This is a genomic window from Chthonomonas sp. (assembly GCA_016788425.1).
Classification (GTDB): domain Bacteria; phylum Armatimonadota; class Fimbriimonadia; order Fimbriimonadales; family Fimbriimonadaceae; genus JAEURQ01.
In genome coordinates, this window is sequence record JAEURQ010000002.1 from 971,156 (window position 1) to 997,146 (window position 25,991).

26 protein-coding genes are annotated in these 25,991 nt (G+C 60.6%); 10 read left to right on the forward strand and 16 right to left on the reverse strand.

All coding sequences use genetic code 11. From position 1 onward, the window contains the following. Positions 1 to 81 precede the first annotated feature (81 nt). From JNJ45_06685 to JNJ45_06695, 3 genes are read left to right on the forward strand one after another with little or no spacing between them, the layout of a single operon-like run. A complete protein-coding gene (locus JNJ45_06685) occupies positions 82 to 423 on the forward strand; it encodes a winged helix-turn-helix transcriptional regulator (GenBank protein ID MBL8048352.1) in 342 nt (113 codons plus the stop codon). Further along, complete coding sequence (locus JNJ45_06690) at positions 413 to 901, forward strand: SRPBCC domain-containing protein (GenBank protein ID MBL8048353.1); 489 nt, start codon at positions 413 to 415, stop codon at positions 899 to 901. The genes JNJ45_06685 and JNJ45_06690 overlap by 11 nt, the downstream gene beginning before the upstream one ends. Further along, on the forward strand, positions 898 to 1,425 hold the full coding sequence (locus JNJ45_06695; GenBank protein MBL8048354.1) for an SRPBCC domain-containing protein: 528 nt from the start codon (positions 898 to 900) through the stop codon (positions 1,423 to 1,425). The genes JNJ45_06690 and JNJ45_06695 overlap by 4 nt, the downstream gene beginning before the upstream one ends. Here JNJ45_06695 and JNJ45_06700 read toward each other — a convergent pair. The 6 genes from JNJ45_06700 to JNJ45_06725 all read right to left on the reverse strand — a co-directional run bounded on the left by JNJ45_06700 (position 1,422) and on the right by JNJ45_06725 (position 7,531). Further along, positions 1,422 to 2,081, reverse strand: coding sequence for a DUF4956 domain-containing protein (locus tag JNJ45_06700; protein ID MBL8048355.1), 660 nt, complete (start codon positions 2,079 to 2,081; stop codon positions 1,422 to 1,424). The genes JNJ45_06695 and JNJ45_06700 overlap by 4 nt on opposite strands. Beyond that, complete coding sequence (locus JNJ45_06705; GenBank protein MBL8048356.1) at positions 2,065 to 2,763, reverse strand: polyphosphate polymerase domain-containing protein; 699 nt, start codon at positions 2,761 to 2,763, stop codon at positions 2,065 to 2,067. The genes JNJ45_06700 and JNJ45_06705 overlap by 17 nt, the downstream gene beginning before the upstream one ends. Beyond that, positions 2,760 to 4,673 carry a CotH kinase family protein gene (locus JNJ45_06710; protein MBL8048357.1) on the reverse strand — a complete coding sequence of 638 codons (1,914 nt, stop codon included), beginning with the start codon at positions 4,671 to 4,673 and terminating at the stop codon, positions 2,760 to 2,762. The genes JNJ45_06705 and JNJ45_06710 overlap by 4 nt, the downstream gene beginning before the upstream one ends. A gap of 38 nt (positions 4,674 to 4,711) precedes the next feature. Further along, the gene (locus JNJ45_06715; protein MBL8048358.1) at positions 4,712 to 5,392 is read right to left on the reverse strand and encodes a cupin domain-containing protein; all 681 of its coding nucleotides are present in this window, start codon (positions 5,390 to 5,392) and stop codon (positions 4,712 to 4,714) included. Between the two features lie 156 nt (positions 5,393 to 5,548). Then, positions 5,549 to 6,082, reverse strand: coding sequence for a 50S ribosomal protein L9 (gene rplI / locus JNJ45_06720; protein ID MBL8048359.1), 534 nt, complete (start codon positions 6,080 to 6,082; stop codon positions 5,549 to 5,551). Positions 6,083 to 6,097: 15 nt separating this feature from the next. Then, positions 6,098 to 7,531 carry an MCE family protein gene (locus JNJ45_06725; protein ID MBL8048360.1) on the reverse strand — a complete coding sequence of 478 codons (1,434 nt, stop codon included), beginning with the start codon at positions 7,529 to 7,531 and terminating at the stop codon, positions 6,098 to 6,100. A gap of 70 nt (positions 7,532 to 7,601) precedes the next feature. On the opposite strand from JNJ45_06725, the gene JNJ45_06730 reads away from it, so the two are divergent. Both JNJ45_06730 and JNJ45_06735 read left to right on the forward strand, forming a co-directional pair. Continuing rightward, positions 7,602 to 8,213 (forward strand): hypothetical protein, encoded by a 612-nt coding sequence (locus JNJ45_06730; GenBank protein MBL8048361.1) that lies wholly within the window; start codon positions 7,602 to 7,604, stop codon positions 8,211 to 8,213. Between the two features lie 47 nt (positions 8,214 to 8,260). Then, entirely contained in the window at positions 8,261 to 8,911 is a 651-nt protein-coding gene (locus JNJ45_06735; protein ID MBL8048362.1) for a hypothetical protein, read from the forward strand. 10 nt (positions 8,912 to 8,921) lie between these two features. On the opposite strand, the gene radC is transcribed toward JNJ45_06735, so the two are convergent. Genes radC through JNJ45_06750 form a run of 3 tightly spaced genes read right to left on the reverse strand, consistent with a single transcriptional unit; the run spans position 8,922 to position 12,881 of the window. Next, positions 8,922 to 9,578 (reverse strand): DNA repair protein RadC, encoded by a 657-nt coding sequence (radC, locus tag JNJ45_06740; GenBank protein ID MBL8048363.1) that lies wholly within the window; start codon positions 9,576 to 9,578, stop codon positions 8,922 to 8,924. Further along, positions 9,575 to 10,240 (reverse strand): tetratricopeptide repeat protein, encoded by a 666-nt coding sequence (locus tag JNJ45_06745; protein MBL8048364.1) that lies wholly within the window; start codon positions 10,238 to 10,240, stop codon positions 9,575 to 9,577. Before JNJ45_06745 ends, radC begins: the two co-directional genes overlap by 4 nt. Next, entirely contained in the window at positions 10,230 to 12,881 is a 2,652-nt protein-coding gene (locus tag JNJ45_06750) for a leucine--tRNA ligase (GenBank protein ID MBL8048365.1), read from the reverse strand. The genes JNJ45_06745 and JNJ45_06750 overlap by 11 nt, the downstream gene beginning before the upstream one ends. Before the next feature lie 75 nt (positions 12,882 to 12,956). On the opposite strand from JNJ45_06750, the gene JNJ45_06755 reads away from it, so the two are divergent. The 3 genes from JNJ45_06755 (at position 12,957) to JNJ45_06765 (ending at position 15,248) form a co-directional block, all read left to right on the forward strand. Continuing rightward, positions 12,957 to 14,036: a J domain-containing protein gene (locus JNJ45_06755; GenBank protein ID MBL8048366.1), complete on the forward strand. Its 1,080-nt coding sequence runs from the start codon at positions 12,957 to 12,959 to the stop codon at positions 14,034 to 14,036. Then, positions 14,026 to 14,427, forward strand: coding sequence for a MerR family transcriptional regulator (locus JNJ45_06760; protein ID MBL8048367.1), 402 nt, complete (start codon positions 14,026 to 14,028; stop codon positions 14,425 to 14,427). Before JNJ45_06755 ends, JNJ45_06760 begins: the two co-directional genes overlap by 11 nt. An 86-nt stretch (positions 14,428 to 14,513) precedes the next feature. Then, entirely contained in the window at positions 14,514 to 15,248 is a 735-nt protein-coding gene (locus JNJ45_06765; GenBank protein ID MBL8048368.1) for a carbonic anhydrase, read from the forward strand. A 22-nt stretch (positions 15,249 to 15,270) separates the two neighbouring features. On the opposite strand, the gene JNJ45_06770 is transcribed toward JNJ45_06765, so the two are convergent. Next, on the reverse strand, positions 15,271 to 16,815 hold the full coding sequence (locus JNJ45_06770; protein MBL8048369.1) for an alkaline phosphatase: 1,545 nt from the start codon (positions 16,813 to 16,815) through the stop codon (positions 15,271 to 15,273). 63 nt (positions 16,816 to 16,878) lie between these two features. On the opposite strand from JNJ45_06770, the gene JNJ45_06775 reads away from it, so the two are divergent. Then, a complete protein-coding gene (locus JNJ45_06775; GenBank protein MBL8048370.1) occupies positions 16,879 to 18,330 on the forward strand; it encodes a proteasome accessory factor PafA2 family protein in 1,452 nt (483 codons plus the stop codon). A 58-nt stretch (positions 18,331 to 18,388) separates the two neighbouring features. Here the strand turns inward: JNJ45_06775 and rpmE are convergent, their stop codons facing one another. Both rpmE and JNJ45_06785 read right to left on the reverse strand, forming a co-directional pair. Further along, positions 18,389 to 18,634: a 50S ribosomal protein L31 gene (rpmE, locus tag JNJ45_06780; GenBank protein MBL8048371.1), complete on the reverse strand. Its 246-nt coding sequence runs from the start codon at positions 18,632 to 18,634 to the stop codon at positions 18,389 to 18,391. A 36-nt stretch (positions 18,635 to 18,670) separates the two neighbouring features. Further along, positions 18,671 to 19,987: an OmpA family protein gene (locus JNJ45_06785; protein MBL8048372.1), complete on the reverse strand. Its 1,317-nt coding sequence runs from the start codon at positions 19,985 to 19,987 to the stop codon at positions 18,671 to 18,673. A 300-nt stretch (positions 19,988 to 20,287) separates the two neighbouring features. Here JNJ45_06785 and JNJ45_06790 point away from each other — a divergent pair, with 300 nt between their 5' ends. Next, positions 20,288 to 21,709 (forward strand): hypothetical protein, encoded by a 1,422-nt coding sequence (locus tag JNJ45_06790; protein ID MBL8048373.1) that lies wholly within the window; start codon positions 20,288 to 20,290, stop codon positions 21,707 to 21,709. 36 nt (positions 21,710 to 21,745) lie between these two features. On the opposite strand, the gene JNJ45_06795 is transcribed toward JNJ45_06790, so the two are convergent. The 4 genes from JNJ45_06795 to JNJ45_06810 form a co-directional block, all read right to left on the reverse strand. After that, the gene (locus JNJ45_06795) at positions 21,746 to 22,999 is read right to left on the reverse strand and encodes an MFS transporter (protein MBL8048374.1); all 1,254 of its coding nucleotides are present in this window, start codon (positions 22,997 to 22,999) and stop codon (positions 21,746 to 21,748) included. Positions 23,000 to 23,046: 47 nt separating this feature from the next. Then, positions 23,047 to 24,348 (reverse strand): hypothetical protein, encoded by a 1,302-nt coding sequence (locus tag JNJ45_06800; GenBank protein ID MBL8048375.1) that lies wholly within the window; start codon positions 24,346 to 24,348, stop codon positions 23,047 to 23,049. A gap of 87 nt (positions 24,349 to 24,435) precedes the next feature. Next, complete coding sequence (locus tag JNJ45_06805) at positions 24,436 to 25,515, reverse strand: hypothetical protein (GenBank protein MBL8048376.1); 1,080 nt, start codon at positions 25,513 to 25,515, stop codon at positions 24,436 to 24,438. Beyond that, the gene (locus JNJ45_06810; GenBank protein MBL8048377.1) at positions 25,515 to 25,985 is read right to left on the reverse strand and encodes a GyrI-like domain-containing protein; all 471 of its coding nucleotides are present in this window, start codon (positions 25,983 to 25,985) and stop codon (positions 25,515 to 25,517) included. Before JNJ45_06810 ends, JNJ45_06805 begins: the two co-directional genes overlap by 1 nt. Between the last annotated feature and the right edge of the window lie 6 nt (positions 25,986 to 25,991).

Genomic DNA, 25,991 nt, shown 5'->3' on the forward strand with positions numbered 1-25,991 from the left:
ACCAGGTTCTGCCCCACACCACACCATTCTCGTCAAAAAGTGTGTATTATACTTTTTGGTTAATTAACCAATTAGTAATCTATGCACGATCAGCTTTCGACCACCTTTGCCGCCTTGGCCGATCCGACCCGCCGAGCCATCTTGGCGCGGCTCGCTTCGGGACAAGCCACGGTCAACGAAATTGCGGCCCCCTTCGCCATGACTCTGCCCGCCATCACCAAGCACCTTAAGGTGCTGGAAACCGCGGGCTTGGTCGAGCGGAGCAAGAAGGCGCAGTTTCGTCCGGTGACGCTGCGGGCCGAGCCGCTTCAGGCGGCCAACAGCTTCATCGAGGAGTATCGGCAGTTCTGGGAAGCCAGCTTCGATCGCCTAGATTCGTATCTGCAAGAATTGCAACAAGAGGACAATCCCCATGACAACTAAACATCAACTCAAAGTCGAGCTTCCTTCCCCGACCGAAATCCGCATGACCCGCTCGTTCGATGCCCCTCGAGACCTTGTCTACCGCGTGTTTGCCGACCACACGACTCACCAACACTGGATGGGCTGCGGCTATGGCAAGGTGCTGGAGTCCACCGGTAAGCCCGAGATCGGCGAACCGTGGCACTTCCGCATGGACATGGGCGAGCACGGGCAGATGCACCTGTTTGGCCAGTGCCTCGAAGCCATTCCCAACGAGCGTCTCGTCCGAACGTTTATCTACGATGTCCCGCAAATCCGTGAATGCGCGAGCGTTGAAATTTGCACATTCTCGGAGTCCAACGGTGTGACCACGATCGAGGTTTTGGTACAACATCTCAGCCAAGAAAATCGCGACGGCCACGTCAACTCGGGAATGGAGCAAGGCGCGGGCTCAAGCTACGACGCGCTGGATCGCTACCTGGCTGAGGTTGACAAGTGAGCGACCCGGTCTTCAATCTCAAGCGCGTGTTTCGTGCCCCGCAATCGCTGGTCTGGAAGTGCTGGACCAGCGAGGAGCACGTCGCGGCATGGTTCTCGCCGCCCGGCGCAACCACCAAGTTCCTGCACTTCGATTGCCGCCCGGGAGGACATAACCACTACGCCATGACGACCTTGCCGCCCGAGGGCAATCACGACTGCGCGCAGGGCGAGGCGGGCACCGTGATGTACGGCAAGTCCGTCTACCGCGAGGTCAATCCCGAGGACAAGCTGGTCTACGTCAACGCGTTTTCCGATGCCGAAGGCAACTTGGTGCGGCACCCGATGGCCCCGGAATGGCCGCTGGAACTGCTCACAACCATCTTGTTCCGCACAGTCGAAGGTGGCACCGAGATGGACCTAACCTGGGTTCCACTTAATGCGAGCGAACAGGATAAAGCAGTGTTCGCCGCGGGTCTGGAGGGCTGCCATCAAGGCTGGTCCATGTCGCTGGACGGCCTCGACGACTACCTGGCGAAGAGTTAAAGCCGGTCCAAACTCACGCTCGTCACCTGCTCTCGCGCACTGAGGCTGGTGACGAGCTCGCTCATGCGATCGGCGTGGAGCAGCGTGATGCGGTAGCGATACTCGTAGCCGGTGGTCTGCCGAGTGCTGGCCATCGAAGCCAGCTCGATGCGCGTGCAATATGGCTCCAGCCATTCGCGAACGCCTTGTTGGTCGGCGCCGAGCCCGGTCTTGATCTCAATCATGGTGCGCACCGGCCCATTGGGCTTGTCGCTCCAGATCACCGCGGCGAGCACCGCAAAAACGATGATGAGGCCCGCCAAAACCAGGTAGCTCGAACCGACGGCCATGCCCACGGTGACGGCCAGAATCACAAACGCGGTGTCGCGCGTGTCTTCCACCACGGTGCGGAACCGCACAATGCTGAGCGCGCCGACCAGGCTGAACGCCTTCGCGACGTTGTTGCCAATGATGGCGGTTACGGCGCAAATCAGCACCGTCAGCATCACGAGCGTCGTCGGGAAAGCCGCCGAGCCGCGCGTTTCTTTGCGGCAAATCGCGCGGTACAGAACGGCCACCACCAACCCGAGCAGCAGCGAAACCGCGAGATGAATGCTGGTCGCGCGCCAATCCACCTGCGAATCGGCGGCAAACTCGGCGCTAAGCCACGGTGGCATTCTGATCCTCGGCGCGCAGCGCGCGCAGCCCTTGTCGGAACTTCGAGAACGTGGTCTGGTTCAGGCCAAGTTCGGCCAGCAGTACTCGAAACTGGGCCGGCAGGCCATCCACAAATTTCAGTTCCATCACGAGTTCGGGCAGCGCTTCCCACTGTGCCGGTGCCTCAAAGCTGTAGCTCGTGCTTGCAGCAACTTGGATATTGCGATCCAGAGTCAGGCGCGTGGATCCGCTCGACGAGATTCCGCTAAACGCGCGGCGCTCGTAGCGACCAAGCATCTGCGGAACCAAGCCCTTGGCGCGGACGGCGTGAGCGAACGCCAGTTCGGTTTCGCAAGGGTCGGTGAGGCACTCCAAGTTGGCCAGCGCCAGCGATTCCCTGACCTTCTGCACCCGAGTTCCCTGCTTGGTTTTGCGCTCCAGATACAGCATTTCTTCCGCGCCGTAGCGACGGATGCGGTACTTGGTTTGGCGGAAACCGGGTTCGCGGCGGAAGGTCTTGAGGTCCGGCGTATCCAGGTAGAGCGTCGTGGTTTCGTATTGCGGATGCCCGTGCGGGTCCGCCACCATCTTCTCCGCCGCCCAAGCGGTGGCCGCCAAAGCTTGCTCCGGCGTGAGCCGGAATTTCACTTCGTGGGCGGCGCGACCGACTTGGGCCAGCGATGGGGAGTGGTGCGAAATCACTGCTTGGGTTGTTCCTTGTAGTTGATCAGATATTGCGAGCGAGCGTCGATCCACGATCGCAGGTTGCGCGGGCCGTTGGGCGTTGCCGCGGCGGTCGAAAGCATGTCGATGAAGGCCTGCGTCGAGCTGTTCTTGCGCGTGTCGGCTTGGATCTCGGGCAGCAGCATATCGCGCGTCTTGTTGATGAGCGGCGAAAGTGCGTTCCAATTCATGCTTTCGGCGGCAAGCTTCTTGACGTTCGCCAGATACTTCGCGCGCAGACTCGGCACTTGCAGCAGTCGGCTTCGCAGCGGCTTGCGCAGATCGGTCATTCCGGTGAGCGGATCGAGTTGAGAAACTTGTCCGCCACCTTGCTGACCGCCAGGACCACCAGGTCCACCTTGGAACCCGCCGCCTTGCTGACCACCAGGGCCACCAGGGCCGCCTTGGAAGCCGCCACCTTGCGGTCCACCAGGGCCGCCGGGACCGCCTTGGAACCCGCCACCTTGCTGACCGCCAGGTCCACCGGGGCCGCCTTGGAATCCACCACCCTGCTGACCTCCAGGACCGCCAGGGCCGCCTTGGCCGCCGGGACCACGGCGACCACCGCCGCCGCCCATGCGACCTTCGTTGCGGAAGGCCTCATTCATGTCGTGCGGAATCACGTGGAAAATCCCCTTCGGATCGCGGTAAATGCTGTAGTCGCTCGCCCGCACCCAATAGCCGTCGCTGTTGGCCAGCGAGACATCCAGCGCGAGGAACCAAAGCGCGCCCTCGATGTCTAGCATCGGCTTAAGCGCCTCTTCGAGCTGCTCAATCGGGGTTTCGCTCAGCGTTTTTGTCAACTTCACGAGCGCCTGCCAATCCTTTTCGTTGTCCTTCGACTTCATGTCGTAGCGCTGCTTGTATGGCGCAAGGTCTTCGCCTAAGTAGTTCAGACCGGCATCGCCTTGCGGACTGCCGCTGACCTTCCAGCGCGCGCCGGTCTTGCCGGCCTCGGCGCTCTTCGCGAAATTCTTGTCCACAAAGTCGGTGTTGAACTGCTCGGCGTTTACATAAACGCCCCAGCTTTCCCCGTTGATGACCACCTTAAGGTGGTTGGCCCGCGGCGCGGGAATGTACTTGTTCGCGATCGAGCTATACAGCACCGAGCTCATGAACGAGGCATCGCCGTTGCTGTTCAGCAGGTTCAGAGTCTTGACGCCGTAGAGCTTTTGCTTCGCGTCGATAAAGTCCATCGTCACGTTCAACGAGCGCTTGTTGCCGGCGGGCACCATCATAAAGCTGGACGCGCCGCGGAAGTGCACGCCCACCTGCGGATAGGTCTTGCCGTCCACGGTCAGCGTCGCCGGAATCTCAACGTCGGTGTTGTAAAACGCCGCCATTTCTTCTTCCCAGTCGCCGGCTTCAAACTCCAGAAAAACGGTGCGCACAGCATCCTTGGTGTAGAGGTCGGTGCCGGCCACGGCCTTCACTTGGCTCGGACTGACCTTCGGCCCGGCGGTGCCGGCGGTCATCCCTCCGCCCGGTCCACGCATGCCGCCACCCGGAGGGCCGCCTTGGAACCCACCTTGAGGGCCGCCTTGCATTCCACCTTGGAACCCACCTTGGGGACCACCTTGCATCCCACCTTGGGGACCGCCTTGCATTCCGCCTTGGGGACCGCCTTGCATTCCGCCTTGGGGACCGCCTTGCATGCCGCCGCGACCGCCCATTCCGGGACCACGTCGTTGGGGAATGCTCTTGCGGGCCTCGTCGCGCTCGGCGCGGTTGAGCCAGCCGTTTCCGTCTTTATCAAACTTCTTCACCAGTTTGATCTCGCCGGAATTGGGGCCGCCGGGACCCATCGGGCCACCTTGACCAGGACCACCCTGCATGGGCATGCCCTGCGGGCTGAATTGAGCTACAAGCAAGATAAGCGGCGTTAGCATGCCATTGTGGACGGAGTTCTTAACCGAACGTTCACAAATTAGTCGGGAAAATGATCTTCCTTGCCGGTGCTAAAGATGATGCAGAAAATCTCGGGCGCTTCCGAGCTCAGCGGGATATAGCAGTGCGGCTCGGTTGCGTGAAAAAGCAGCGCGTCGTTCGGTCCTAACGTCACCGCCGCATCGCCCACTTCCACCCGGACCTCACCCTTCAACACGTAGATCAGTTCCTCGCCGCGGTGAAACCGCTTCTCGGTGGCACTGAGCAACCGAATGAAGAACGGCTGAAAACCCGCTCGCTCCCGCATATGGCGCAGGTGATAGAACGGCAAGAACGTGCTGTTCGAATCAGCCGCGGCGACGACGTCGGCGGGAATGCTTTCCGATACTGTCCAGGTGACGAAGCTGCGCATGTCGAACCACTTCGCTTCGCTCGCGCGGTCAACCGCCAAAATCGAATCCTGCGAGCCGATGCTCTGCAATCGCCGGGGCGTGAGTTTGAGCCCCCAAAGAATCTGCTCGAGACTGGAGTTGTGCACCGCCTCGCCGCGCTCCAACCGCACGAGGGTGTTCTTGCTGACCTGGGCCGACTCGGCGGCTTCGCGGATGCTGATGCCCGCTTTCAGCCGAGCCGCCCGCACCCGAGCCCCCACCCACTCATAGCCATGCAAGGCGATGAGGTCGCGGACTGAAATGTAATCGGGGCTGAGCTCAAGGGCCATGTGCCAACTTCCCTAACTTTGCGGTCAAAGTTGAGACGTGCCAAGTTTAACACAGGATTCAGAAATTCGGGCGAACTTCCCGCATTTTCCATAGCATTTGAAGCAAAAAACGCCCCGACCCTTGGGTCGAGGCGCGTTAAGGTGAGAGACGCGAGCTTAGGCTTCGACGGCTTCGGCCGGAGCTTCTTCTTCGACGACTTCTTCCGCCGGAACGGCGGCGGGCATACCCGGCATAAAGCCGTCCGGACCCATGACGTTCACGGTGATGTTGGCGTCCACGTAGCGGTGCAGGTCGAGAGCGATGGCGAACGAGCCCAGGCTCTTGATCGGCTCAAGAATGCCCACTTGCTTCTTTTCCAGCTTCACGCCGGCCTTCTTTTCGATGGCGTCGGCGATGTCTTGGGCGGTGAACGCACCGAAGAGGCGACCGCCTTCCTTCGCGACGTTCGCTTCGAATTCAATCACAAGACCGTCAAGCTTTTCCTTGAGCGAATCGGCGGCTGCCTTCGTGGCGGCCAGCTTGGCTTCCACGCGTGTTCGCTTAGCTTCAAGCGCCTTCAGTTGACCGCGATCGGCCACGGTTGCGAGGCCGCGCGGGAAGAGGAAGTTGCGGGCGTAGCCACCGGCTACCGTCACAATGCTGTCCTCTTTGCCGAGATTCGGCACGGTTTGCTTCAAAATCACCTTCATTCGTCTCTGTACCTTCTACTTGCGGATGCCAATCCCAATGGTCGGCGAATTCCGCTGAAATACGCGCTCAAACCCGACCCACCCGGTTAAGTCCTTACTCAAACCGAAGTTAGCTTTCAGGTCCAGCCGAGGCTTGTTGAGGTCGAAAAGGTCCGATCTCAGCCGTAGGCCTGACGCGAAATTGTAGTCTACCCCCACGCCTGCCTTTCCTGCAAACATTCCGACGCGGGCCTCCGCGCTTTTGCCGAGCGGCACGCCCATCTGCGCGGTGAGTTTATTACTTTCCAGCGCGTCATAAAGACCCAGGTGCAGGTTGCGCTTGCCCATCGGCACCTTCGCATTCACCTCGACTCGCCAATGGTTGGGGTTGAATTCCCGAAACAGGTCGGCGCGGGTTTCAATGCCGCTGAGCGCCATGCCGCCGCCGATTCCGCCGATGCTATTCGGAAGCGATTCCACCTTCTTCTTGATGGTTCGCAGCAGGTCGTTGGCCTCGTCGGCAAAGACGCTCGCCTTTTTGCTAATCGTGATGAACTCGTCGGCGAGGGTGCTGCCCTTGGCCGTGATGACTTCCGCGTTCTTGGCAATTTGCACGCCGCTGTCGGTCATCAGTTTGGCGTTGGCAATCATCGCGTTGAGTTGCTCCTTGTTGGCCGGTGTGTTGATGAGCGCGCGCATGTCGCTGAGCATCGCGTTGCCGGTTTCCAGCGTGGTGTTCATCTTTGTAAGCAGGCCATCAATGCCGCCCTGCAGTTTGCCGGACTGCGCGTAGCTGGCGAGTTCCTTGCTCACCTTGCGCAGGTCGCCCGCGATTTCGGCCCCGTTACTCACCGCGCGATTCGCGTTTTTCATGGTCGCCGCGAGCAAGCCCTGGTTCTGGGCGATCAGGCCATCCATGCGGCTGGCAAGCTGGCCGAACGCCTTGGCCGTTTGTTGCCCCTGGTCAAGCACCTGCACCAGCCCATGCTTCAGCGACTTGTCTTCCATAAGGCCACGCATGCTGGCGAGCGTCTTGTTGACTTCTTCGAGGGTCTTGCCCGAATCCGGCGCAAAGGCGTCCAGCGGCGATCGCAGGCTTCCCATGAGCACCTGGTCGCGGGTGAGCGTGCCCGCCGGATGCTTGGCAATGAGCTCAATCTGGCGGTCGCCGATGCCGATGAGGCTCATCGGCAGGAACGCTTCAACGTTCCCCGGGATCTGCGGCCCTTCTTCCATGGCGAATTTTAACCGCGCCTTGCCGTTGAGGAGCCCCACGCTTTCGACTTGGCCCACTTTTACGCCGGCGTACAGCACCTGCGCTCCCGAGGTCACCCCCGCCGCGTCGGCGAACTCAGCATAAACCGGATAGGTTTTGGCGGCAAACATACTGCGCCCGAGAATCGCGTACGCCCCCACTAACATCCCGACAAAGACGCAGGCGAAGAGGCCCACGCGAAACGCATTTCCCATGCTAGTTAGGACGTCCAAATGGAGCCGAGAGGTGCAATTGGATTGCGCGGTCTGGGTATAGTGCGAAAGTATGACCGGGTCAGCCGCGCTCGCGACCAAGGGTGAAAAGAGCTTCTCCGTCTTTGAGCAAGACGGGGAAAAGGTGCTGGCCAACTTGGACCAGTTGCAGGCGTGGATTTGCGAGGGTCTTGTGACACTCAACACCTGGATCGAGGACGGCGCAACCAGCCAGCAAATGGGTGCGATTTCGGTGAAGGGGCTTCGGTTCAAGCTTACCGACCACCTCGGCTTGCGAGGACTCAGCCGAAAAGAGCCGCGGTTTCGCGAGCGACCACCCCTGACTGAACAGCATCGAGGCTTCAATTGGGGGGCGTTCACTTTCACCTGGATCTGGGGATTCAATCATCGAAAACCGGGGCTGTTTGCCCTCCTCGGATTGAGCTTGGCCTTCATTCCGTATTGGCAGGTAGCGCATGCGGCGCGAAACCGAATCACGGCTGCTCTTTTGGTCTTCTTGCTAATCAGGATCATTCTCGGTTGTTGCGGAAATCGGTGGGCGTGGGAAAGCGGGCGATTTGAGTCCATGGAGAAAATGTCGAGTTGCCAAACCATCTGGGGGCGGGTCGGCTTTACCGTCACGGCGGTGATTTTCGTGTGGTTCCTATGGGCTGCGTCGCAATAATGCGATAGCATCGCATTTCAACACCGCCATTGGGTAACGTAACCGGCATGTACTTTGTCGTCCATCCTTCTGGCGAAAAATTCGGTCCGGCTGATGAAGCCACGCTGCAGCAGTGGATTCAGGAGGGTCGTCTCACGCCGACCACGGTCCTGGAAGACTCGGCGACGCGCATGCAGTTTCCGGCCTCATCCTTGCCCGGATTGCAATTCAACTCCGCTGCCGCTCCGCCTCAATCGCCGCCTTCCTACGGCCAGCCCGGCCCCGGCCCGCAAGGATACGGCCAGCCACACGGTGGCTTCAACCCGATGGGTAACCACTACAATCGTGGCGAAACTTATGGCTCCGGCCCCTTGCCCGAACAGTACAAAAAGTTCAACTGGGGAGCGTTTGTCTTCACCTGGATTTGGGGCTTGAATCACAAGAAGCCAATTCTGCTGGTCTTGATTCTCCTGGGCCTGATCGGGCGAGGCAATACCGCGCTCGGAGCAGTGATCGGCGTCGCTCAACTTGGCATCAGCATTTACCTGGGCATCGTCGGCAATCAATGGGCCTGGGACAGTGGGCGATTTTCGACGCCGGATGAGATGCAAAAATGCCAGACCATTTGGGGCTGGTGGGCACTTGGCTTCTTCCTGCTCTGCGCAGTCGGGGTCTTCCTGGCCGTTCTGCTTCCCCTGATGGCTCGAGGATTAAACTAGGAAGCACAACTTACAGCATCCGCTCGCGGCGAAGGCTCACCCACTTGCCGCGACCCACGATGATGTGGTCGCGGAGCTCGATATCGAGCAACCGACCTGCCTCAAGCAAGAGGCGGGTCACTTCGATATCCTCGGGGCTTGGCGTGGGGTCGCCGCTCGGGTGATTGTGCGCCACGATAACCGTGCATGCACTTTCGCGGACCGCCTCGCGGTACACCTCGCGAACGCCCACGAGGCTCATGTTGAGCGTGCCGATGTGGATCGTTTTGCGGCTGATGACGCCGCCCTTGCTATCCAGATACAGCGCGCAGAAATGCTCGCTCGGATGTCCGGCCAAATCCTTAAAATGCTCGTACGCCGACTCGGGACCGCTCACTTCCTCGCGAACATGGTTCGCGGCTGAGAACCCGATGCGTCGGCCCAATTCGAGCGCGCACTGAATCCGGAACACCTCAAAATCGTCGAGCGATGTGGTCTCGGCAAAGTCAGCCCGGGACAAATCTTGCAGCCAAAACAGCTGACGACCTTTCAGCAGTTCGCGGGCGCGGCTCTCGCAATTCTCGGTGTCCGGCTCATCCACCGCCAGCACCACCGCGAGCAATTGGATGGCGTCAGACGCCTTGAGCCCCATCGTCCTCACCCGCCGAAAAGGGGTCTCGCCGCTCATAGCCCCGCCTTTTTCATGCCTCGCTCAACCTCTTCCAGGTTCAACAGCGTGAGCAGCTGGTTCGCCCGGCGATTGTCCCGATCGATGCGGATCGCGGCAACCAAGAGCTCCTTGGCTTCGGATGTGCGCTTCATCTGCACCAGTGCGCTCGCCCGGGTCGCCATGTAATCGGGGTTTTTCGGCATCAACTTGAGCGCTTGCTGCGAGGCGAAGTCGGCCCGAGTAAAGTCGTTTTTCAGCACCGCCAGGTTCGCGATCTGAGCATGGAGTTCCGCCGCAAAGCGCACGTCCTGCGCCGGAATCGGCTCGAAAATGTTGGCTAGCGCCTGCTCAAAGTAGTACTCGGCCTCGCTAAACTCCTCAAGCGCCACCGCCACCTTCCCCGCCAGCATCGCCGGAGCGTATTGTGTGGGCTCGTAGGCCACCACGCCCTTAAAGAGTCGCAGCGCCTTTTTGAGATTCTTCTTTTCGGCTTCGTTCGGGTTCTCGCCTTCCCGATCGTAGCGATCGAGGATCGCCCCGCTGAGGTCTTTTGCCTCGGCTAGCCCCGCGTTGTACTCCTCAATCGTGCGGTAGTTGGGTGTGGCGTCGGGGTTTTCCGGCGCCTTATTGCAACCCGCGATGGCCAGCACGACCAAGCCCAGAGCCCACTTAGTTCGCAACAATGTTCACCAACTTGCCCGGCACGACCACCACCTTGCGGACGGTCAGACCTTCCGTAAACGTTCGCACCTTGGGCAGGTCGCGCGCAATGGCTTCGAGCTCGTCCTTGGTCGCGATAGCCGGCGCCTCAAAGGTTTCGCGGAGCTTGCCGTTCACCTGAACCGCGATCGTCACGGTGTTGTCGGCGGCCAGCGCCTCGTCAAACTTGGGCCATTCGGCCAGGTACGTAAAGCCTTCGTACCCGAGCGATTCCCACACTTCGTCGGCGGTGTGCGGCGCGAACGGCGCGAGCAACAGGGTCAGAGTTTCGGCGGCTTCGCTCCAGGCGAGCGGGTCGCTCACGCCTTCCTTGCGCAGGTCGCCGCAAGTATTGAGGAACGTCATCATCGCCGCGATCGCAGTGTTGAACGCAAACCGATCCACGTCTTGCGTGACCTTGCGGCAGAGTTGGTGCGTGGCCCGGCGCAGCTTTTCGTTCTCCGGTGAGGCGACGATGGACTTGGCCCACTCGGCATTGTAGGTGGGCTGAATCTCCGTCACAAACCGCATCACCCGCGAAAGGAACCGGACGGCCCCCTGCATGCCCTCATTCGACCACATCACGTCGGCGTCGAACGGGGCGACGAACAACTCGTAGATGCGCAGCGCGTCCGCGCCGTACTGCTCGACCGCCTCGTCCGGCGTCACCACGTTGCCCTTCGACTTGCTCATGCGAACAAATTTCCAGGTCACGTCGCTCTCCGGCAGTTCGGCCGCCTCTTCGTACGAAATCAAAATCCCATCTTCGCCGACATCCAAACGCTCATCGGCTTGGGGCGCGCGGTACGGCGTGTTGCCCAGCACCTGGCCCTGATTCATCAGGCGACGGAACGGCTCTTTGCAGCTCACCAGCCCGAGATCAAACAGCACCTTGGTCCAGAAGCGGGCGTACAGGAGGTGCATCACGGCGTGCTCCGCGCCGCCGACGTAGCAGTCCACCGGCATCCAGTAGTTGGCCTTCGCCGGATCCCACGCCGCGCCCTCGTTGTGCGGATCGCAGAAGCGCAGGAAGTACCACGAGCTACAGGCGAAACCGCCCATCGTATCCGTCTCGCGGCGACCCAAGCGGCCATCGCGATCGGTCACGTTGACAAAGTCGCTGATCTGCGCCAGTGGCGAACTCCCATCGCCGCTCGGCTCATAGTTCTCCACGTCGGGCAGTTCGACCGGCAGATCGCCCATCGGCACGAGCTGCTCCTCGCCATCCACGGCGTGAATAATCGGAATCGGGCAGCCCCAATAGCGCTGTCGACTGATCAGCCAGTCGCGCAATTTGTAGTTGACTTTGCGCTCGCCGATGTCGTGCGCTTCGATCCACTCGCCAAGTTGCTCCTGCGCGTCGGTCACGCTGAGCCCGGTGAACTCGCCGCTGTTGATGAGCACTCCGTCCTTCGCTTCGAACGCCTGACCCCGAGCGTGGGCGGCGTCAATCTCGGCTTGGGCCTCGGCATGCGGCGCGATGACGGGCAGGATCGGCAACCCAAACCTCTTGGCGAAATCGAAGTCACGCTGATCGTGGCCGGGCACCGCCATGATCGCGCCGGTGCCGTAACCGAGCAGCACGTAGTCCGCGATGTAGATCGGCACCGCCATGCCATTCGCGGGGTTCAGCGCGTGAAACCCGATGAAGACGCCGGTCTTCTCGCGGTCTTCGCTTTGGCGCGCAATATCGCTCATTTCGCGAGTGCGCACCCGGTACCCGTCCACTTGACGCTTTTGGTCCTCGGTCATTTGGGGCAGCAGCTTGTCCACGACCGGGTGTTCCGGCGCGAGTACGCAAAAGCTCATGCCGAAAATCGTGTCGATGCGGGTGGTGAAGACGCTAAAGCGCAGTTCCTCGTGCTCGGTGCCCGAGTCAAAGTCAATGATGTTGCCCGCGCCCGCCGTCTCGGCCACCTTCATGGCAAACTCCACGCCTTCGCTGCGCCCGATCCAGTTGCGCTGCTGGTTCTTGATTCCTTCGGGCCAGTCGAGATCATCCAGGTCATCAATCAGGCGCTGCGCGTATTCGGTGATGCGGAAGTACCACTGCGGAATGAGCTTCTTTTCAACCGGAGTGCCACAGCGCTCGCACAGCCCGCCGACCACTTCCTCGTTCGCGAGCGCGGTCTTATCCTTGGGGCACCAGTTCACCGGTGCATTCGACCGGTACGCGAGGCCCTTTTTGTAGAGTTCGCCGAAAATCCATTGTGTCCACTTGTAGTAGCTCGGCTCGCAGCTTTTGAACTCGCGACTCCAGTCGTAGCCCACGCCAACGAGATCCATCTGCTCGCGGTAGCGCGCGGCGTAGCGATCGATCATGGGCGCGGGGTGCGACTTGCGCTTGATCGCCTCGTTTTCGGCAGGCAACCCGAACGCGTCGAAACCCATCGGGTGCAGCACGTTGTAGCCCTGCATGAACTTCATGCGGCACAGCACGTCGGTGGGAATGTAGTTGCGGCAATGCCCAACGCTCAGACCGGCACCGCTGGGATACGGGAAGAAGTCGAGGCCGTAGAACTTGGGTCGCCCGGCATCCTCGCGCGTGCGGAATAGGTCGGCTTTTCGCCATTCCTCGCGCCACTTAGCCTCAAAATTCGACGGTTCGTATCGGTCCAACATTCCCCTTAAGGGTACCGCACGCCGAATCCCTGGAACCAATTCTGGCACTTGAGCGTCTTAGACTCATGGAGTTGAGTGCTCCATACGCACATGGCGCAAGATTTCTATCGTGTTCTGGAACTAGATCGCAAGGCCGACGACAAGGCGATTAAGGCTGCGTTCCGTCGCCTCGCGCGCAAGTATCACCCCGACCTGAACCCTAACGACAAGGCCGCTGAGGCCAAGTTTAAGGAGATCAACAACGCGCACGAAGTGCTGAGCGATCCCGAGAAGCGCAAGCTCTACGACCAATACGGCGACAACTGGGACAAGGTGCAGGCCGGCGGCGGAGATTTTGGCGACGGCATGAACTTCGGCGGCGGCGGATTGGAAGACATCTTCGGCGCAATGTTTCAGAACTTTGGCAGCACTCGCGAGGCGGGCCGACGCCAAGCCTCGGTGCCTCCGCGCGATGTCGTGCAACCCGTGGACATGACGCTGGAAGAGCTCGACAAGGGTACCAAGCGGACCCTGACTTACCAAGTGGACGACGCCTGCAAAAGCTGCAGCGGCACCGGCCAAGTGCGCATGCGCGCGGCCCACGATTGCCCCGGCTGTCGCGGCACGGGCCGCGTCAGTGGCGGGCTGTTTGGTGGCGCGGCCACCTGCCCCGAGTGCGATGGCACCGGCAAAACAAACTTCGAAAAATGTCCTTCGTGCCGCGGCACCGCGGTTTCCAAAACCACCAAAAAGGTGGAAGTGACGATCCCTGCGGGCATCTCGGACGGCAAGAAACTGCGCGTGCCCGGGCGCGGTGGTGTCGGCACGACCGGCAAGGCGGGCGACCTCTACGTGGTCATTCGCGAGCTTCCGCACAACCAGTTTAAGCGGGTCGGCGAAGACCTCCAAACCGAGGTTGAGGTTCCGTTTACGACCGCCGCCTTGGGCGGAGAAATTTCTGTGCCGACTCTGCGTGGCAAGGTTTCGATGCGCATTCCCGAACTTTCGCAGTCGGGCCAAACGTTCCGGCTCGCCGAGCAGGGCATGGCCAAGCTCAAGGGCGGTCGCAGCAACCTCATGGTGAAGATCAAGCTGGCGATGCCCAAGACTTTGACCGCCGAGCAGCGCGAATTGCTGAGGAAGCTGGCCGCGCTGGAGGTGGAACATGCCCGATGACGGGCAGCCGGTCTACATGATCGGCGTCGCCGCCCAGCTGTGCCAAGTCCATCCGCAGACCCTGCGGCAATACGAGCGGATCGGGCTCGTGGTGCCGTCGCGAGTCGGCTCCAAAAACCGCCTCTATAGCGAAGCCGATATTCGCCGCGTGCAACGCATTCAACGCCTGACCCAGAGCATGGGCGTGAACCTCGCCGGCGTGGAGATTATCTTGCGACTGCTGGACGATATGGACGAGCTTCGCCGGGACATGGAGACGCAGTTTGAGGAGTTCCGCCTGGAAGCCGAGCGCCGGATTCAGGACCTCGCGAGCCAAAGCAACCTACCCGTGCGCCGCGACGAGCAGCTTCTACCAACGCGCCAAATTCAGTGGCGTCGCCCCGAAATCTAAACCTTGCGATCTACTTGAGCCTTGCGACTTAGCCCTCGGCAACCGCGCACAACCAGCCGAAAATTCGCGCGAGAGCAAGGCTAAATATGATTACTGCATTTGCAATGCTGGCCATGGACACCCATGGTCATGCGCCCGCCAAACCGGCGAGCACCAAAACGAATTCGTCGTCTTACATCCGTGTCTACAAGCCGGGTGAAACCGAAGGCACCGAGGGCCTGGCCAAGCTGATCGAAGGCAATTCGCGCTTCATCAAGTCGACGGCCAAGGGTCCCAACCGCACCAAGGCCACTCGCGAGCACGTCGCCAAAAAGCAGGCGCCGTTTGCGAGCATCCTCACCTGTGCGGATTCGCGGCTGTCGCCCGAGCTGATCTTCGACCAAGGTTTCGGCGACCTTTTCGTCGTGCGCGTGGCCGGTAACGTGGCGGACACATTTGGGATCGCGAGCCTGGAATACGCTGCCGAGCACCTGGGCTCGAAGGTGATCTTGGTTTTGGGCCACGAGCGCTGCGGCGCGGTGAAGGCGGCATGCGATACCTTCGTGGCGGCCCACGCCAATCACGGCGAATCTGGCTCGCCCGAAGCGGTCAAGTCCAGCATCCCGGCGCTGATCGAGTTCCTGATGCCGAGCGTAACCGAGGCCGCCGAGCACCAGACCTCTTCCCTGCTGGATGAGGCGATCAGTGTCAACGCGGACCATACCGTCAAGGACCTGCTCGCCAAGTCGCCCTTGCTCACCGAGATGGCGCACAAGGGCGAGGTCAAGATCGTGAGCGGCGTCTACGATCTTGATACCGGCAAGGTCACTCTGCACAAGTAAGTAGCGCCCGCAAGGTGGTTGACTACCCGTGACAAGCGCACTCTTCGTGCGCGGCGTACATTTCGTACCAATCGGGGTCAATCGCCTTCTTCATTTTGTCGTAGTGCTCACGCGCCTCGGCGTAGGTCATCAGCGGGTTCTTGTGCTGAATATCCTTGGTGGCGAGAATAAACGTGTTGAACCATGTGTTCTTGATCAAGCCGTGGATGTTCTCGCTCCCCGGCCCCCAGGCGAGCACGGGCACGGCATCGTTGGTGTGGTTGCCGCTGGTAAAGCCGATCTTATAGTGGTTCGCTAACACCACGCCGAGCACATCACTCAGTCCGCGCCGGAAAATCGGGAGCGCATCCTTCGTCTTTTCGTAAGCGGCGTCCTTCACGTAGAGCGCCTCCTCTTCGGTGAGCTGAACCTTCAGCACGTCTTCCACCTTGTCTTGAATGTCGGCGGCTTTGAGCTTGCCAAGTTTGGCCCCGGCGGCTGCCCACGCACTGATGCTGCTTGCCGAGCCCTTGGCGTCTTTCAGTTTGAGCAGGCCTGTATTCGCATCCTCGTACTCGCTCCCCGCACCATTCAGAGCCACCCCGCCGCACGCGTGGTCGGCGGTGGCAATGACGAGGGTGTCTCCGTCGCGCATGGCAAACTCAACGGCGGCCCGCAATGCGGCTTCGCCCTCAATTTGGTCGTACAGCATGCCCACGCAGTCGTTGCCATGATTCGCGTGGTCCACGCGGCCGGCTTCGACTTGGAGCAGAAATCCGTTCGGGCCGCCGTCCAATAGCTCAATTGCTTTGGTGGTCAACTCGGCGAGGGTCGGGACATTGGAGCGCAACTTGGCGTCGTTGCGGCGATCAATCGTGTATGGCAGGTGGCTGTCGGCGAACACGCCGAGCACCTTGCCGGTGCGCAGCGCGCGCATTTCATCGCGGGTTCGGACGATCTGGAATCCGGCGCGTCGGTAGCCTTCGTAAGCATCCTTCTTGTCGCTGCGCAGGTCCGCCGCGATGTAGTTGTTTCCGCCCCCCATCACGACGTCAACGCCCGACTCGGGATACATCTCCGCCATGAGCGGCTGCAGATCACGGTCTATACAGTTGAGCGCGAATCCGGTGGGCGTGGCGTGGGTAATCGTGGTCGTCGTAACCAGTCCGCACTTCACCCGCTTGGCATGCATCAGTTGCACCAGCGTGCGCAGTTTGGTGCCGTCGGGATACATATTCGTCATCCCGTTGAAGATTCGTCGGCCCGACCCCCAGGTGCTCGCCGCGGCCGAGGAGTCGGTGACCACGCAGTTGAGCGATCGCGTGTCTTGCAGGGCCAGTTTCGTCTCAGGCAAGTCCATGAGCCACTGCCAGTCGCCACCCGCCTTCCCCATCATCTGTTGAAAGTGATGCGCGATGGTTGGACATTGAACGCCCATGCCATCGAACACGACAAAGATAATGTTCTTGGGTCGTCGCTTGAGCCGCACGACAGGATTCTCAACATTGAACGGCGCTTGCGAGGAGACGGCGGCGGTGAGGCCCGCAAGCCCAGCACCTAAAAGTCCACGACGGGAGAGGTTAGCCACGCTCACTAGGTTACACCACCAATTGTTGGCGTGGCGTTAAATCTCAGGCGTAGAATGGGGCATATGCCGAGTTTGCCGCAAAGAATCATGGGCGTGGAAACTGAGTTTGGTTGCCTGGTTCGCGATCCTGACCTCATGAAACCCGCCGAGGCGGTGGAGACGGTGAAAAACGCGGCGTTCTACGATTTGAAAATCGGCGCGCTCGACCTGCACGCCCGCGACGAAGTCTTTGAACCCGCCCGCTCGGGCGGGTTTTTGCGCAACGGGGCGCGGCTCTATATTGATAACGTCGGCTCTCACCTGGAATACGCCACCGCCGAGTGTCTCGGCCTGCGCGACCTCATCGCAAACGACCGCGCCGGACAACGCCTGGTTTTGCGCGCGCTCGCCGAAAGCGGGCTCGGCGACGAGGTGGCCTTCTACAACAATTCGGTGGACCACTTCGGCGGGCACACGTTCGGCTGCCACGAGAATTATCTGGCCCACGTGGACGACGAGTTCTTTGCGCACCGCCTGGAGTTCATCCTTCCCTTTTTGGTGACGCGACAGATATTCGCCGGTGTGGGGCGGGTCGGCGGACACGTGCTCAGCGATGGCAACCGTCGCCCCACCTTTGACGAGGTGATGCAGAACCCGGTGGACTACATTTGGGTGAGCAACGTGTACCAGGTGGACCCGGACGAGACGGTTGACTTTCAGATCAGTCAGCGCGCCGACCACATTCTCAAGGTTGCGGCCAGTCGCGTGCGCTTCAACCGCGCGATGATCAATCCCAAGTGGGAGCACTTTTACGATCACGACGAGTTTAAGCGGCTGCACATTTTGTTCGGCGAGGCCAACCAAAGCGAGTATGCCTACGCGCTCAGGGTCGGCACCACGGCGCTGGTGCTTCGCCTCAGCGAAGAAGGTTTCTTGACCGATCAAGGGATGATTATGAACAACCCGATTTTGGGTTTGCGGCAAGTCAGTCGCAACCTCGGGCTCGACACCAAACTCGGCGGACCCAACCTCAAGCCGAGCGATATTCAGCGACGCTTTTTGGAACTCGCCGACCAGGAGTATCGCGGTGAAACCGACGAAACCGACTGGGTTCTGCGCGAATGGGCGCAGACGCTCGACGATCTGGATCGCGACCCGCTAAGCCTGGGTCACAAGCTCGATTGGGTGGCCAAGTACACGATGATTCGCGACTTCACCGAGAGCGAGAACCTCACCTGGAAGGACGACATATGCCACTCGCTGGATATGGAGTACCACAACATCGATCCGCAGCAGTCGCTCTACTACGCATTGCCCCACCGCGAGCGGCTCACCACCGAAACGGACATCGTGAACGCCATGTCCGAAGGGCCTGCCGATACCCGCGCCCGCGTGCGAGGCCAGCTCGTGGCGAAGGCGATGGAACTGCGCCCACCCAACAGCTATACGATCGACTGGGATGGGGTGGCGCTGGGCCGCAACGAGTACTACGATCTCGCCGATCCCTACGGAACCGAGCTACAGCGGGACGAGTAAAGCAAGATGGTCAAGGGCAGAACCCTTGACCATCGCTTGTTGGTGAGACCCGGAAGCCTTACTTCTTGCCTTGGTTGGCGTAGCGTCGCATAAACTTTTCGACGCGGCCCGCGCTGTCCACGATCTTCTTTTGACCGGTGTAAAGCGGGTGAGTAAAGGCGCTGATGTCGACGCGGATAACAAAGTGCTCCACGCCATCCACCGCGCGGGTTTCCGACGACTTCATGGTGCTCAGACCAGTCCACTCGTGCTCGCCGTCGACGAACAGGACCGGGTGATTTGCGGGATGGATGCCAGACTTCATAGATTACGAACCTTTACGAACCCGGAAGTATACCCACTATTTCGCGCTGACGCGAGCCGCGATGCGACGATTTTGCGCTCGGCCTTCTTCGGTATCGTTTGACGCTTCCGGATGCTGCTCGCCGTAGCCTTCAGCGTCAAGCCGGTCGGCGGCCACGCCCATGGTGACGATCTTCATCATCACGTTCTTGGCGCGTTCGCCCGACAGTTTGAGATTCATCGCGGGGTCACCAACGTTGTCGGTGTAACCACCGATCTTGAGGCTGACGTTCGGGAACGCCTTGAGAATCGCCACCATATTCTTGAGTTGTGCGTCCGATTCGGGCTTGAGCGTCGCCTTGCCGGTGTCAAACGTAAGGCGATCAAAGTTGAACCAAGTGGTCTTGTCCACGGGCTTCGTCGAGTCCATGATGAAGTTCACCAGGCTCGTTTCGATCCCGCTGTCCGAGGCGGTGATGGTCATTCCGCCAGGCAACGAGAGGTTGACCATGCCGGGCTGCCCCTCAATCGGCTGAGCCATCGCCGGACTCATATCGCCCGCGGGTTGGCCACTAGGCGGACCCTGCTTGTCGGTGGGCTTTTTGATCTCGCGAGCCTCCATGGCAATCTTTTCGTTGGGGTTGGCTTCATGCGAAGCGGTAGAAGTTTCTTCCCCGTGGCCGCCGCCTTCGGCGCGCGACTTTTGGCAACTTTGGAAAAGCAAGAATCCGCCGATCGCGAAAATGGCCAGCAAAGCCGGAGCCACCCAACGCGTGTTGCTACGCGTCTCCGAAAGACCACTCGTCGTCGCCATGACCGGCGAACCTGCGGCCACGGCAGTGGCCGTCCCTATCTTCGGCATGGCATCGGCGCCGCCGCCGAACATGCCCGCCAATCCGGCCGGGAGAGCGGATAGCAATGCGCCCTTTTCCTTGCCGACCATATCCACTAAACCGGCCGGGTTGAGGCCGTCGGTCTTCATTTTGCCGCCCAAGAAATTCATCAAGAGGCCGCCGATGAGGGCGATGAGGCCGCCCGATGCCGCGCCCTTCACGCCGCTGACTTCGCCGAGGACCTTACTCATCGCGTCGGCCTTGTCACCGAGAATGCTCTTGAGGAAGTCCGGCAAGAACGTGCCCGCGTCCTGTCCTTGGGCCGCCCGCACGGGGTCTTCGGTGGGAATCTTGCCCAAGATATCAAATGCGTTGGTGAGCGCCGGCGAATCCGGCGCATGCGACCCGGCCTGCAGGACCGCGGCGGGCAGGCCGACCGAGAGGCCCTTGCTCAGGTTCGCCTCACCTTCGCCAAGAAACTCACTGGCGCGCGCCAGCAATTCGGGGGTGACGAGGGACTTTAAGGATTCCAGCAGACTCATGATTTCTCCCAAGGCGTTGTGCCCTGCTCCGCAATTATACAGGCAAATGCCGGCGTTCCAACAAGTTCTTATAGGGGCCCGAACAATTACCAGGTTTCCTAGCAATTATGGGAGAAATTGTTAATGGAGCAATAAACGCGCCTTCAAAAGTTTGAGAAACCGGGTCGCCATCATTCATAATGTTAGCGTAAGGTCTAGCTTCGGCTGACCACGTGGAGATCTATGAAACGAGCCCTCACAACTTCGCTTTTCGTCGCCGCACTCGGTAGTGCGTTCGCGGCCCCTCTTACAGCTGGCAACGTGGTTGTCGTTCGCTTCGGCGACGGCGCGGCCGCCCCGACCACTGCTTCGTCTGCGGTATTCCTTGACGAATACACCCCGCTTGGTCTGCCGGTACAAAGCATCGCCCTTCCCGCCAGCGGCGCCAATCGCCACACCAACACCGGTACCTCGACCAGCGAAGGCCAACTCTACATGAACGAGAACAAGTTCTCGCTGATGGGCTACGACCTGGACGCCGGCGCCGCCAGCCCGGGCACCACTTCGAACCTGACGACCGACGCTGATCCCGTCGAGCGCGTGGTTTCGATCATCAACCTTGCTGGTACGGTCGATTCCTCGACTCGCCTCGTTAACATCTTCAGCGGCAACGCTGCTCGCGCGGCCATCGTCAGCGGCACCAAGGTGTACGTCGGCGGCAGCGGCGGCTCCACCGCCAACGGCGCTCTTCGCGGCACGATTCTCGCCACGATTGGTAGCCCGACCACGACGGCAGCCGACGTGATCAACACGGAAATCACCAATATCCGTACGCTGCAGATCTTCAACGGCCAACTCTACATGAGCTGCGGTTCAGGCGTGCCCTTCCACGGTGTCAACTCAGTTGGTACTGGCACCCCCACGGCTGCGGCAACGCTGACAAATCTGGCTAACACCGGATCCGGCGGCAACCCGGTCAACGGTTCGCCGTACGACTTCGAAATCGTGGGCAACACGATGTTCGTGGCCGACGACCGCACCTCGGGCGGCATCCTGAAGTACACCTTCTCGAGCGGCGTCTGGAGCTTCGACTCCACCCTGACGGTGGCCGCTGGCGTTGGCGCCCGCGCAATCGCTAAGGCGAGCTCCGGCTACTTCGTGACCGGCACCGACAACCAAATCTACTCGTTCGACGGCGTTTCGTCGTTCGCTTCAATCGTTGCGGGTGCAGCGAACACCAACCTGCGCGGCATCGGCGTCGTTCCGGGTTCGGTCGGCGGCTCCATCAGCGGCACCGTGAACCTCGGCAGCTACGTTGGCACGGCCTCGGGCTCGGCCAGCGTTACGCTGAACTACCAAATCACCGATCTCTCGGACAACGTATTGAGTTCGGGCACCGTCTCGGTCACCCCGTCGGGCGGCGTGGCTCCTTATTCGATCAGCGCTGGTTCGGCGACCGGATCGGTCAAGGTGAAGCTCTCGGGCGGCACCTGGCTCAAGCGATCGGCCACCACCACGGTGGGCGCGGTCAACGCCAACATGACGTTGCCGAACGGTAACGTTGCTCTCGACGGTTCGTTCGAACTGATCGACGTGGCCGACTACTCCGGTCTCGCCGCTGCCTTTGATGGCGTGGAAGGGGATGGCACCTACGCCGCTCGCGCCGACCTCAACAAGGATGGAATCGTCGACATTGCTGACTACACCATCTTGGCTGGTAGCTTCGACCTGACCGACGAATAAGTCGGCTCGTTCGGGAACCCAACCTTGGGCCGTTCCTCACTCGTGAGGAACGGCCCTTTGAATTTCGATGAGGCGACTATCCAGTTCGCCGAGGCTTTTATCAAACGCGGCGTAGGCCAGCGCCGTGACGAGCACCACGCCGCCGCCAATGCCCAGAGTGGGCTGCAAGCCGCGCGTTTGCGCCATCCACCCAAAGAATGGCAGGCTCAGCGGGCCAATGCCACTGAGCGCCCACACGTGCATCGAGATCACACGGCCCCGCATGCGCTCCGGCGCAAGAATTTGGAACAGTGCGCCGGTCGTGTTGAACTGAGCGACGGCGCCCGCCCCGGCCAGCATAAAGCACATCGAGGCGAGAAAGAGATTAGTCGTCAGCGACATCCCCACGACAGCCAGCCCCACCATGATCATCGCGGTTTGCACGATCTTGGCTTTGACCGGACGATTGGCGAGGACGCTGATGACAATCAGGCCACTGATCGCGCCGAGCCCGATGGTCGTCATCACGCCGCCCAGACCGCGCTCGTCCATGCGCAGCACGTCCTTGACGTACGCCGACAACAGGTTGAGATAAAACAGCGCGAAGATGCTGAGCACCATCTCCATGATGAACAGCGTGCGGAGCATCGGCTCGCGCCAGGTGTAGCGCATGCCTTCGACGATGAGGTCGCGCACGGGTTCGGTGCGCTTGGTGCGCACGCTGAGGTCGGCCTTGATCTTCACGACCGCGCCGATGAGGAAGATGTAGCTAATGCCGTTGACTCCGTAGTTCGCGGTCGGGCCGAGCCAGTAGTACAGCAAACCGCCGACCGAGGGTCCCAGAATCCGGGCCAAGTTGAACGTCATCGCGTTGAGCGGGATCGCCGCGTGCAACTGCTCCAGCGGCACCACGCGGCTCACAATGCTTTGGCGAGTCGGCATTTCCAGCGCGCCCGTGAGGCCATTCATAAAGGCCGCGATGAGGATGTACTCGTACCGAATATGGCCCGACCAGCACATGAACGCCATGGAGAACGCCGACATGGCGAACATGATCTGGCAGAAGATCAGCACCTTGCGCTTGTCGAGCGTATCCACCAACGCGCCCATGATAGGCGCGCTCAAAAACACCGGGATGGTGTTGATGAACCCGACCAGCGCGAGCTTGCTTTTGTCGCCGGTGAGTTCATACACGAGCCAGCCCTGGGCGACCATTTGCACCCAGCTGCCACAAAAACTAAGAAATGCTCCCAGCCACATGAGCCGGAAGTCGGGGATGCGCAACACCTGCGCGCTGGGGTGGGCGCGCAACCGATCGCGCCATGCTATCGGCTCCGTTCGACTATCTCCTTCCCCGCTCACCCGCGGCGCCCCTTGAGGGCGGCAATATACATGCGGGCGAACACGTCGCGATTCTCTTCGATTAACTTCATAAATGTTTGTTTCGCCAGATGCCGGAGGCCAGGATTGCGAATCGCCGATTCCCAGTGAATCGCCATCTCCTGCGGAGTGCAGGTGAGCCAGGCCGCGCCCGACTGCAGGGCCGCCAGCGTGACTGGCTCTTGCCGACCGTACTCCGGTCCGGTGGTGAAAGGTACGCCAAAGGTCAGTGGCTCCACTGGCGTATGTCCGCCGAGTTTTGCCGATTGCGTTCCCCCTATATGTGCTACGTTCGCCAGCGCGTACAGTTCGCCCAGTTCGCCGCTGGTATCGAGAATGACAATTCTCCGGTTCCCGCGATGCTCCTCGGCCAGTTTGGACCTGTGTACAGCGTTAGGGTAGGCACTCATCGATCGGTGCAGGTGGCGCGGGGCAACGACCAATATGGCGTTCAGCGCGGGGTCGAGGCGGCCAAAGGCTTGAACTATCAGGGCGTCGTCCTCCTCGTACGTGCTCCCGGCGAGGATGACGGGTTGGTCGGGCAATATCTGCAATATCCTTCGCCACTTCTCGGCGAGGCTCGCCACCTCCTGTTCGGTGGGGATGGATTGCGGTAGCGAGACGCCCCCGATGTGGACGATCTCGGGCCAGACGCCGCTCTGGCGCAGTCGCTGCGCGTAGCCCTCGCCTTGCGCGTAAATGCGCTCGGCCAGGTTCATGCGCCAAGCGCCAAGGACGTTACGTCGCATCCGGTGGGCGAGGTGTTCCGACACGTTGACGCTGATCAGCGCGGTCGGGACGCGGCACACGCGGGCCCAAAACGCGAGGTGATAGTTGCTGCAAGTCTCAATGAAAATGATCTCGCGGGGGCGAGCCTTGGCGAGAAACAGCAACGCCGAAAAGGGGTTGTGCGCCGCCGAGTATCCGACAACGCGCCCCGAAGTTTGTCCGAGCGCAAACGCTGGGTCTTTTTGCACCATCAGCGCCACCCGAGCCGAATGCTTCTCGATCTGGTCGTAAGCGACCAGTCCGACTCGCGTCTCGCCGAGGCCGTTCGCTTCGATAATCGTGCCGTGCGGAGCAATGGGGGTGCCGCCCGACATGCGGACTTTGCGACCGGCGCCGGTCATGCCGCGCTTACGGCGACGCCGCTCCCGGATGAGGCTAAACGGCAGCGCCACCACCTTGATGAGGCAGTACAGCGTGTAGCCGGGCAACAAGGTGATCCAGGGCCGCGACTTAACCGCCGCCTGAACCTGATGGTCAGCGCGTACGCTCATATTCCGCGAGACCGACAAAACGCAAAGCAACCATACGACATAAAAGTTATATCTAATTGACGATGGCGCGGCGGAGATTTTGTCAATTTACTGCGAGGAAAGCACGGCGCGAACCTCTTCCTGGCCCTTCTTGTTCACCCGCCAAATGTACGCATCTAAGATGTAGTGCGTGACCTGCGGCATCGTCAGGAGCGGCACCAGAATCATGAGCGCCAAGCCGTTCGCCTCAAAGAAGGTGGAGCCGAAGAGGTTGGGATGCTCCTTCCACACGAAGAGGTCCCAGATTCCCTCCTCAAAGTAGGCGAGTCCCACCAAAAGCAGCACATAGATCGGGATGAACTTAAGCTGGAAGAATCGCAAAAAGCCGGGTTGCGGCTCGGGGGTTTTGGCGCGCTTTCGGTATTGGTATATCCACACCAGCGCCATGTACGGGATGCCGTGCGAAATGATGTTGATCAGCGTGAAGGTGAGGTCGCCGTTGAACAAGATGATCCCGGTTCCCCACGCAGCCGCCGTCGCCACGAGCAGCGTTACTTTGCCGACGTTCACCTCGTGATGTCGAATCCCGCGCCAAATCTCCTTGCCCAAGAAAGCGGCGAGCACGATCACCGTCACCGCGCGCGCAATCAGGTCGGGCCAAACGCTCGGGATGCGGATGACCTCGAATGAATCGAACCACTGAAACTCGCGTCCGTAGGTGTGCCAGTAAATCAGCGGGTAGATCGTCGCCAAGTAAATCGCCGTCTGGTCAATCCGGTAATCCCAGCCGCCGACCGGCTCGCCCCGGCGATATAGCATCAAAAAGCCGTACTGTTGGCGCACAAAGTGGTAGATGGCAAAATACGCGACTCCCGCCCAAAACACGACGGGTCCGGCGAGCATGTAGATGGCCATTCCGCCCAGCCACGCGACAAGCGGCGCGATGATGTAGAGCGAGCGTCGCCGTTGAAACTCCTCTTTGTCGAAGTAAGTGCGGAACAGCGAGCTGTAGACGTGCGCCACATCCACGCCGAGAACCAGGAAAATCCACAGCCAAGTCGGCGTGGACTCAATCCCTACAATCTGTCGCCCCCAAATCAGGACGACGAGGGTGATGAGGATGGGGGGACCAAGGATGGCCCCCGCATCGAACTTTGCGCTATAGATCCACGGCGTGCGAACGCGCATTACTTGAGCGGCATGTAGAATTCCGTGATCAAATCCGCCGGCGCGGTGTCGCTCGGGTCGTTCACATACACCTCGAAGGCCGGGTTGTCGCTGATTTCGCGACCCAGTTGACCTTCAATCATCTGCATGAACTGGCCCCAAGCGGCTTCCAATTCTTCGTAGGGTCCGGTGACGGTCGTCATCGCATAGTCGCCAGCCGCGAGGTTGCCGAGTTGAAACCCTTGCCCTGCGAACCCGGCGGGCGGCTCGTAGCCAAGCGGCACCTGCACGCACGCAGCGGAGCGGAGTTCGGCCTCGGGCGTGAACTCGGGGTTATCCCAGTAGATACCGAGCGTCTTTTGCGCGGGCACGTTGTTCGGCCCGACCCAGCCCCAAAGTTGCTCAAACTTCGGACCGATTTGGTTGTACGCGCCGCGGTGCGGATTCATGATTACGGGCGATGGTGGCAGAGATACGATTTGGATATTCATCTTCGT

Excerpts from the sequence above, each read along its gene's own strand:
- JNJ45_06685 (MBL8048352.1), top strand. The coding sequence starts at position 82 with ATGCACGATCAGCTTTCGACCACCTTTGCCGCCTTGGCCGATCCGACC.
- JNJ45_06690 (MBL8048353.1), top strand. The coding sequence starts at position 413 with ATGACAACTAAACATCAACTCAAAGTCGAGCTTCCTTCCCCGACCGAA.
- JNJ45_06700 (MBL8048355.1), bottom strand. The coding sequence starts at position 2,081 with ATGCCACCGTGGCTTAGCGCCGAGTTTGCCGCCGATTCGCAGGTGGAT.
- JNJ45_06710 (MBL8048357.1), bottom strand. The coding sequence starts at position 4,673 with ATGCTAACGCCGCTTATCTTGCTTGTAGCTCAATTCAGCCCGCAGGGC.
- JNJ45_06715 (MBL8048358.1), bottom strand. The coding sequence starts at position 5,392 with ATGGCCCTTGAGCTCAGCCCCGATTACATTTCAGTCCGCGACCTCATC.
- rplI (MBL8048359.1), bottom strand. The coding sequence starts at position 6,082 with ATGAAGGTGATTTTGAAGCAAACCGTGCCGAATCTCGGCAAAGAGGAC.
- JNJ45_06725 (MBL8048360.1), bottom strand. The coding sequence starts at position 7,531 with ATGGGAAATGCGTTTCGCGTGGGCCTCTTCGCCTGCGTCTTTGTCGGG.
- JNJ45_06730 (MBL8048361.1), top strand. The coding sequence starts at position 7,602 with ATGACCGGGTCAGCCGCGCTCGCGACCAAGGGTGAAAAGAGCTTCTCC.
- JNJ45_06735 (MBL8048362.1), top strand. The coding sequence starts at position 8,261 with ATGTACTTTGTCGTCCATCCTTCTGGCGAAAAATTCGGTCCGGCTGAT.
- radC (MBL8048363.1), bottom strand. The coding sequence starts at position 9,578 with ATGAGCGGCGAGACCCCTTTTCGGCGGGTGAGGACGATGGGGCTCAAG.
- JNJ45_06750 (MBL8048365.1), bottom strand. The coding sequence starts at position 12,881 with ATGTTGGACCGATACGAACCGTCGAATTTTGAGGCTAAGTGGCGCGAG.
- JNJ45_06760 (MBL8048367.1), top strand. The coding sequence starts at position 14,026 with ATGCCCGATGACGGGCAGCCGGTCTACATGATCGGCGTCGCCGCCCAG.
- JNJ45_06765 (MBL8048368.1), top strand. The coding sequence starts at position 14,514 with ATGATTACTGCATTTGCAATGCTGGCCATGGACACCCATGGTCATGCG.
- JNJ45_06775 (MBL8048370.1), top strand. The coding sequence starts at position 16,879 with ATGCCGAGTTTGCCGCAAAGAATCATGGGCGTGGAAACTGAGTTTGGT.
- rpmE (MBL8048371.1), bottom strand. The coding sequence starts at position 18,634 with ATGAAGTCTGGCATCCATCCCGCAAATCACCCGGTCCTGTTCGTCGAC.
- JNJ45_06785 (MBL8048372.1), bottom strand. The coding sequence starts at position 19,987 with ATGAGTCTGCTGGAATCCTTAAAGTCCCTCGTCACCCCCGAATTGCTG.
- JNJ45_06800 (MBL8048375.1), bottom strand. The coding sequence starts at position 24,348 with ATGAGCGTACGCGCTGACCATCAGGTTCAGGCGGCGGTTAAGTCGCGG.
- JNJ45_06805 (MBL8048376.1), bottom strand. The coding sequence starts at position 25,515 with ATGCGCGTTCGCACGCCGTGGATCTATAGCGCAAAGTTCGATGCGGGG.
- JNJ45_06810 (MBL8048377.1), bottom strand. The coding sequence starts at position 25,985 with ATGAATATCCAAATCGTATCTCTGCCACCATCGCCCGTAATCATGAAT.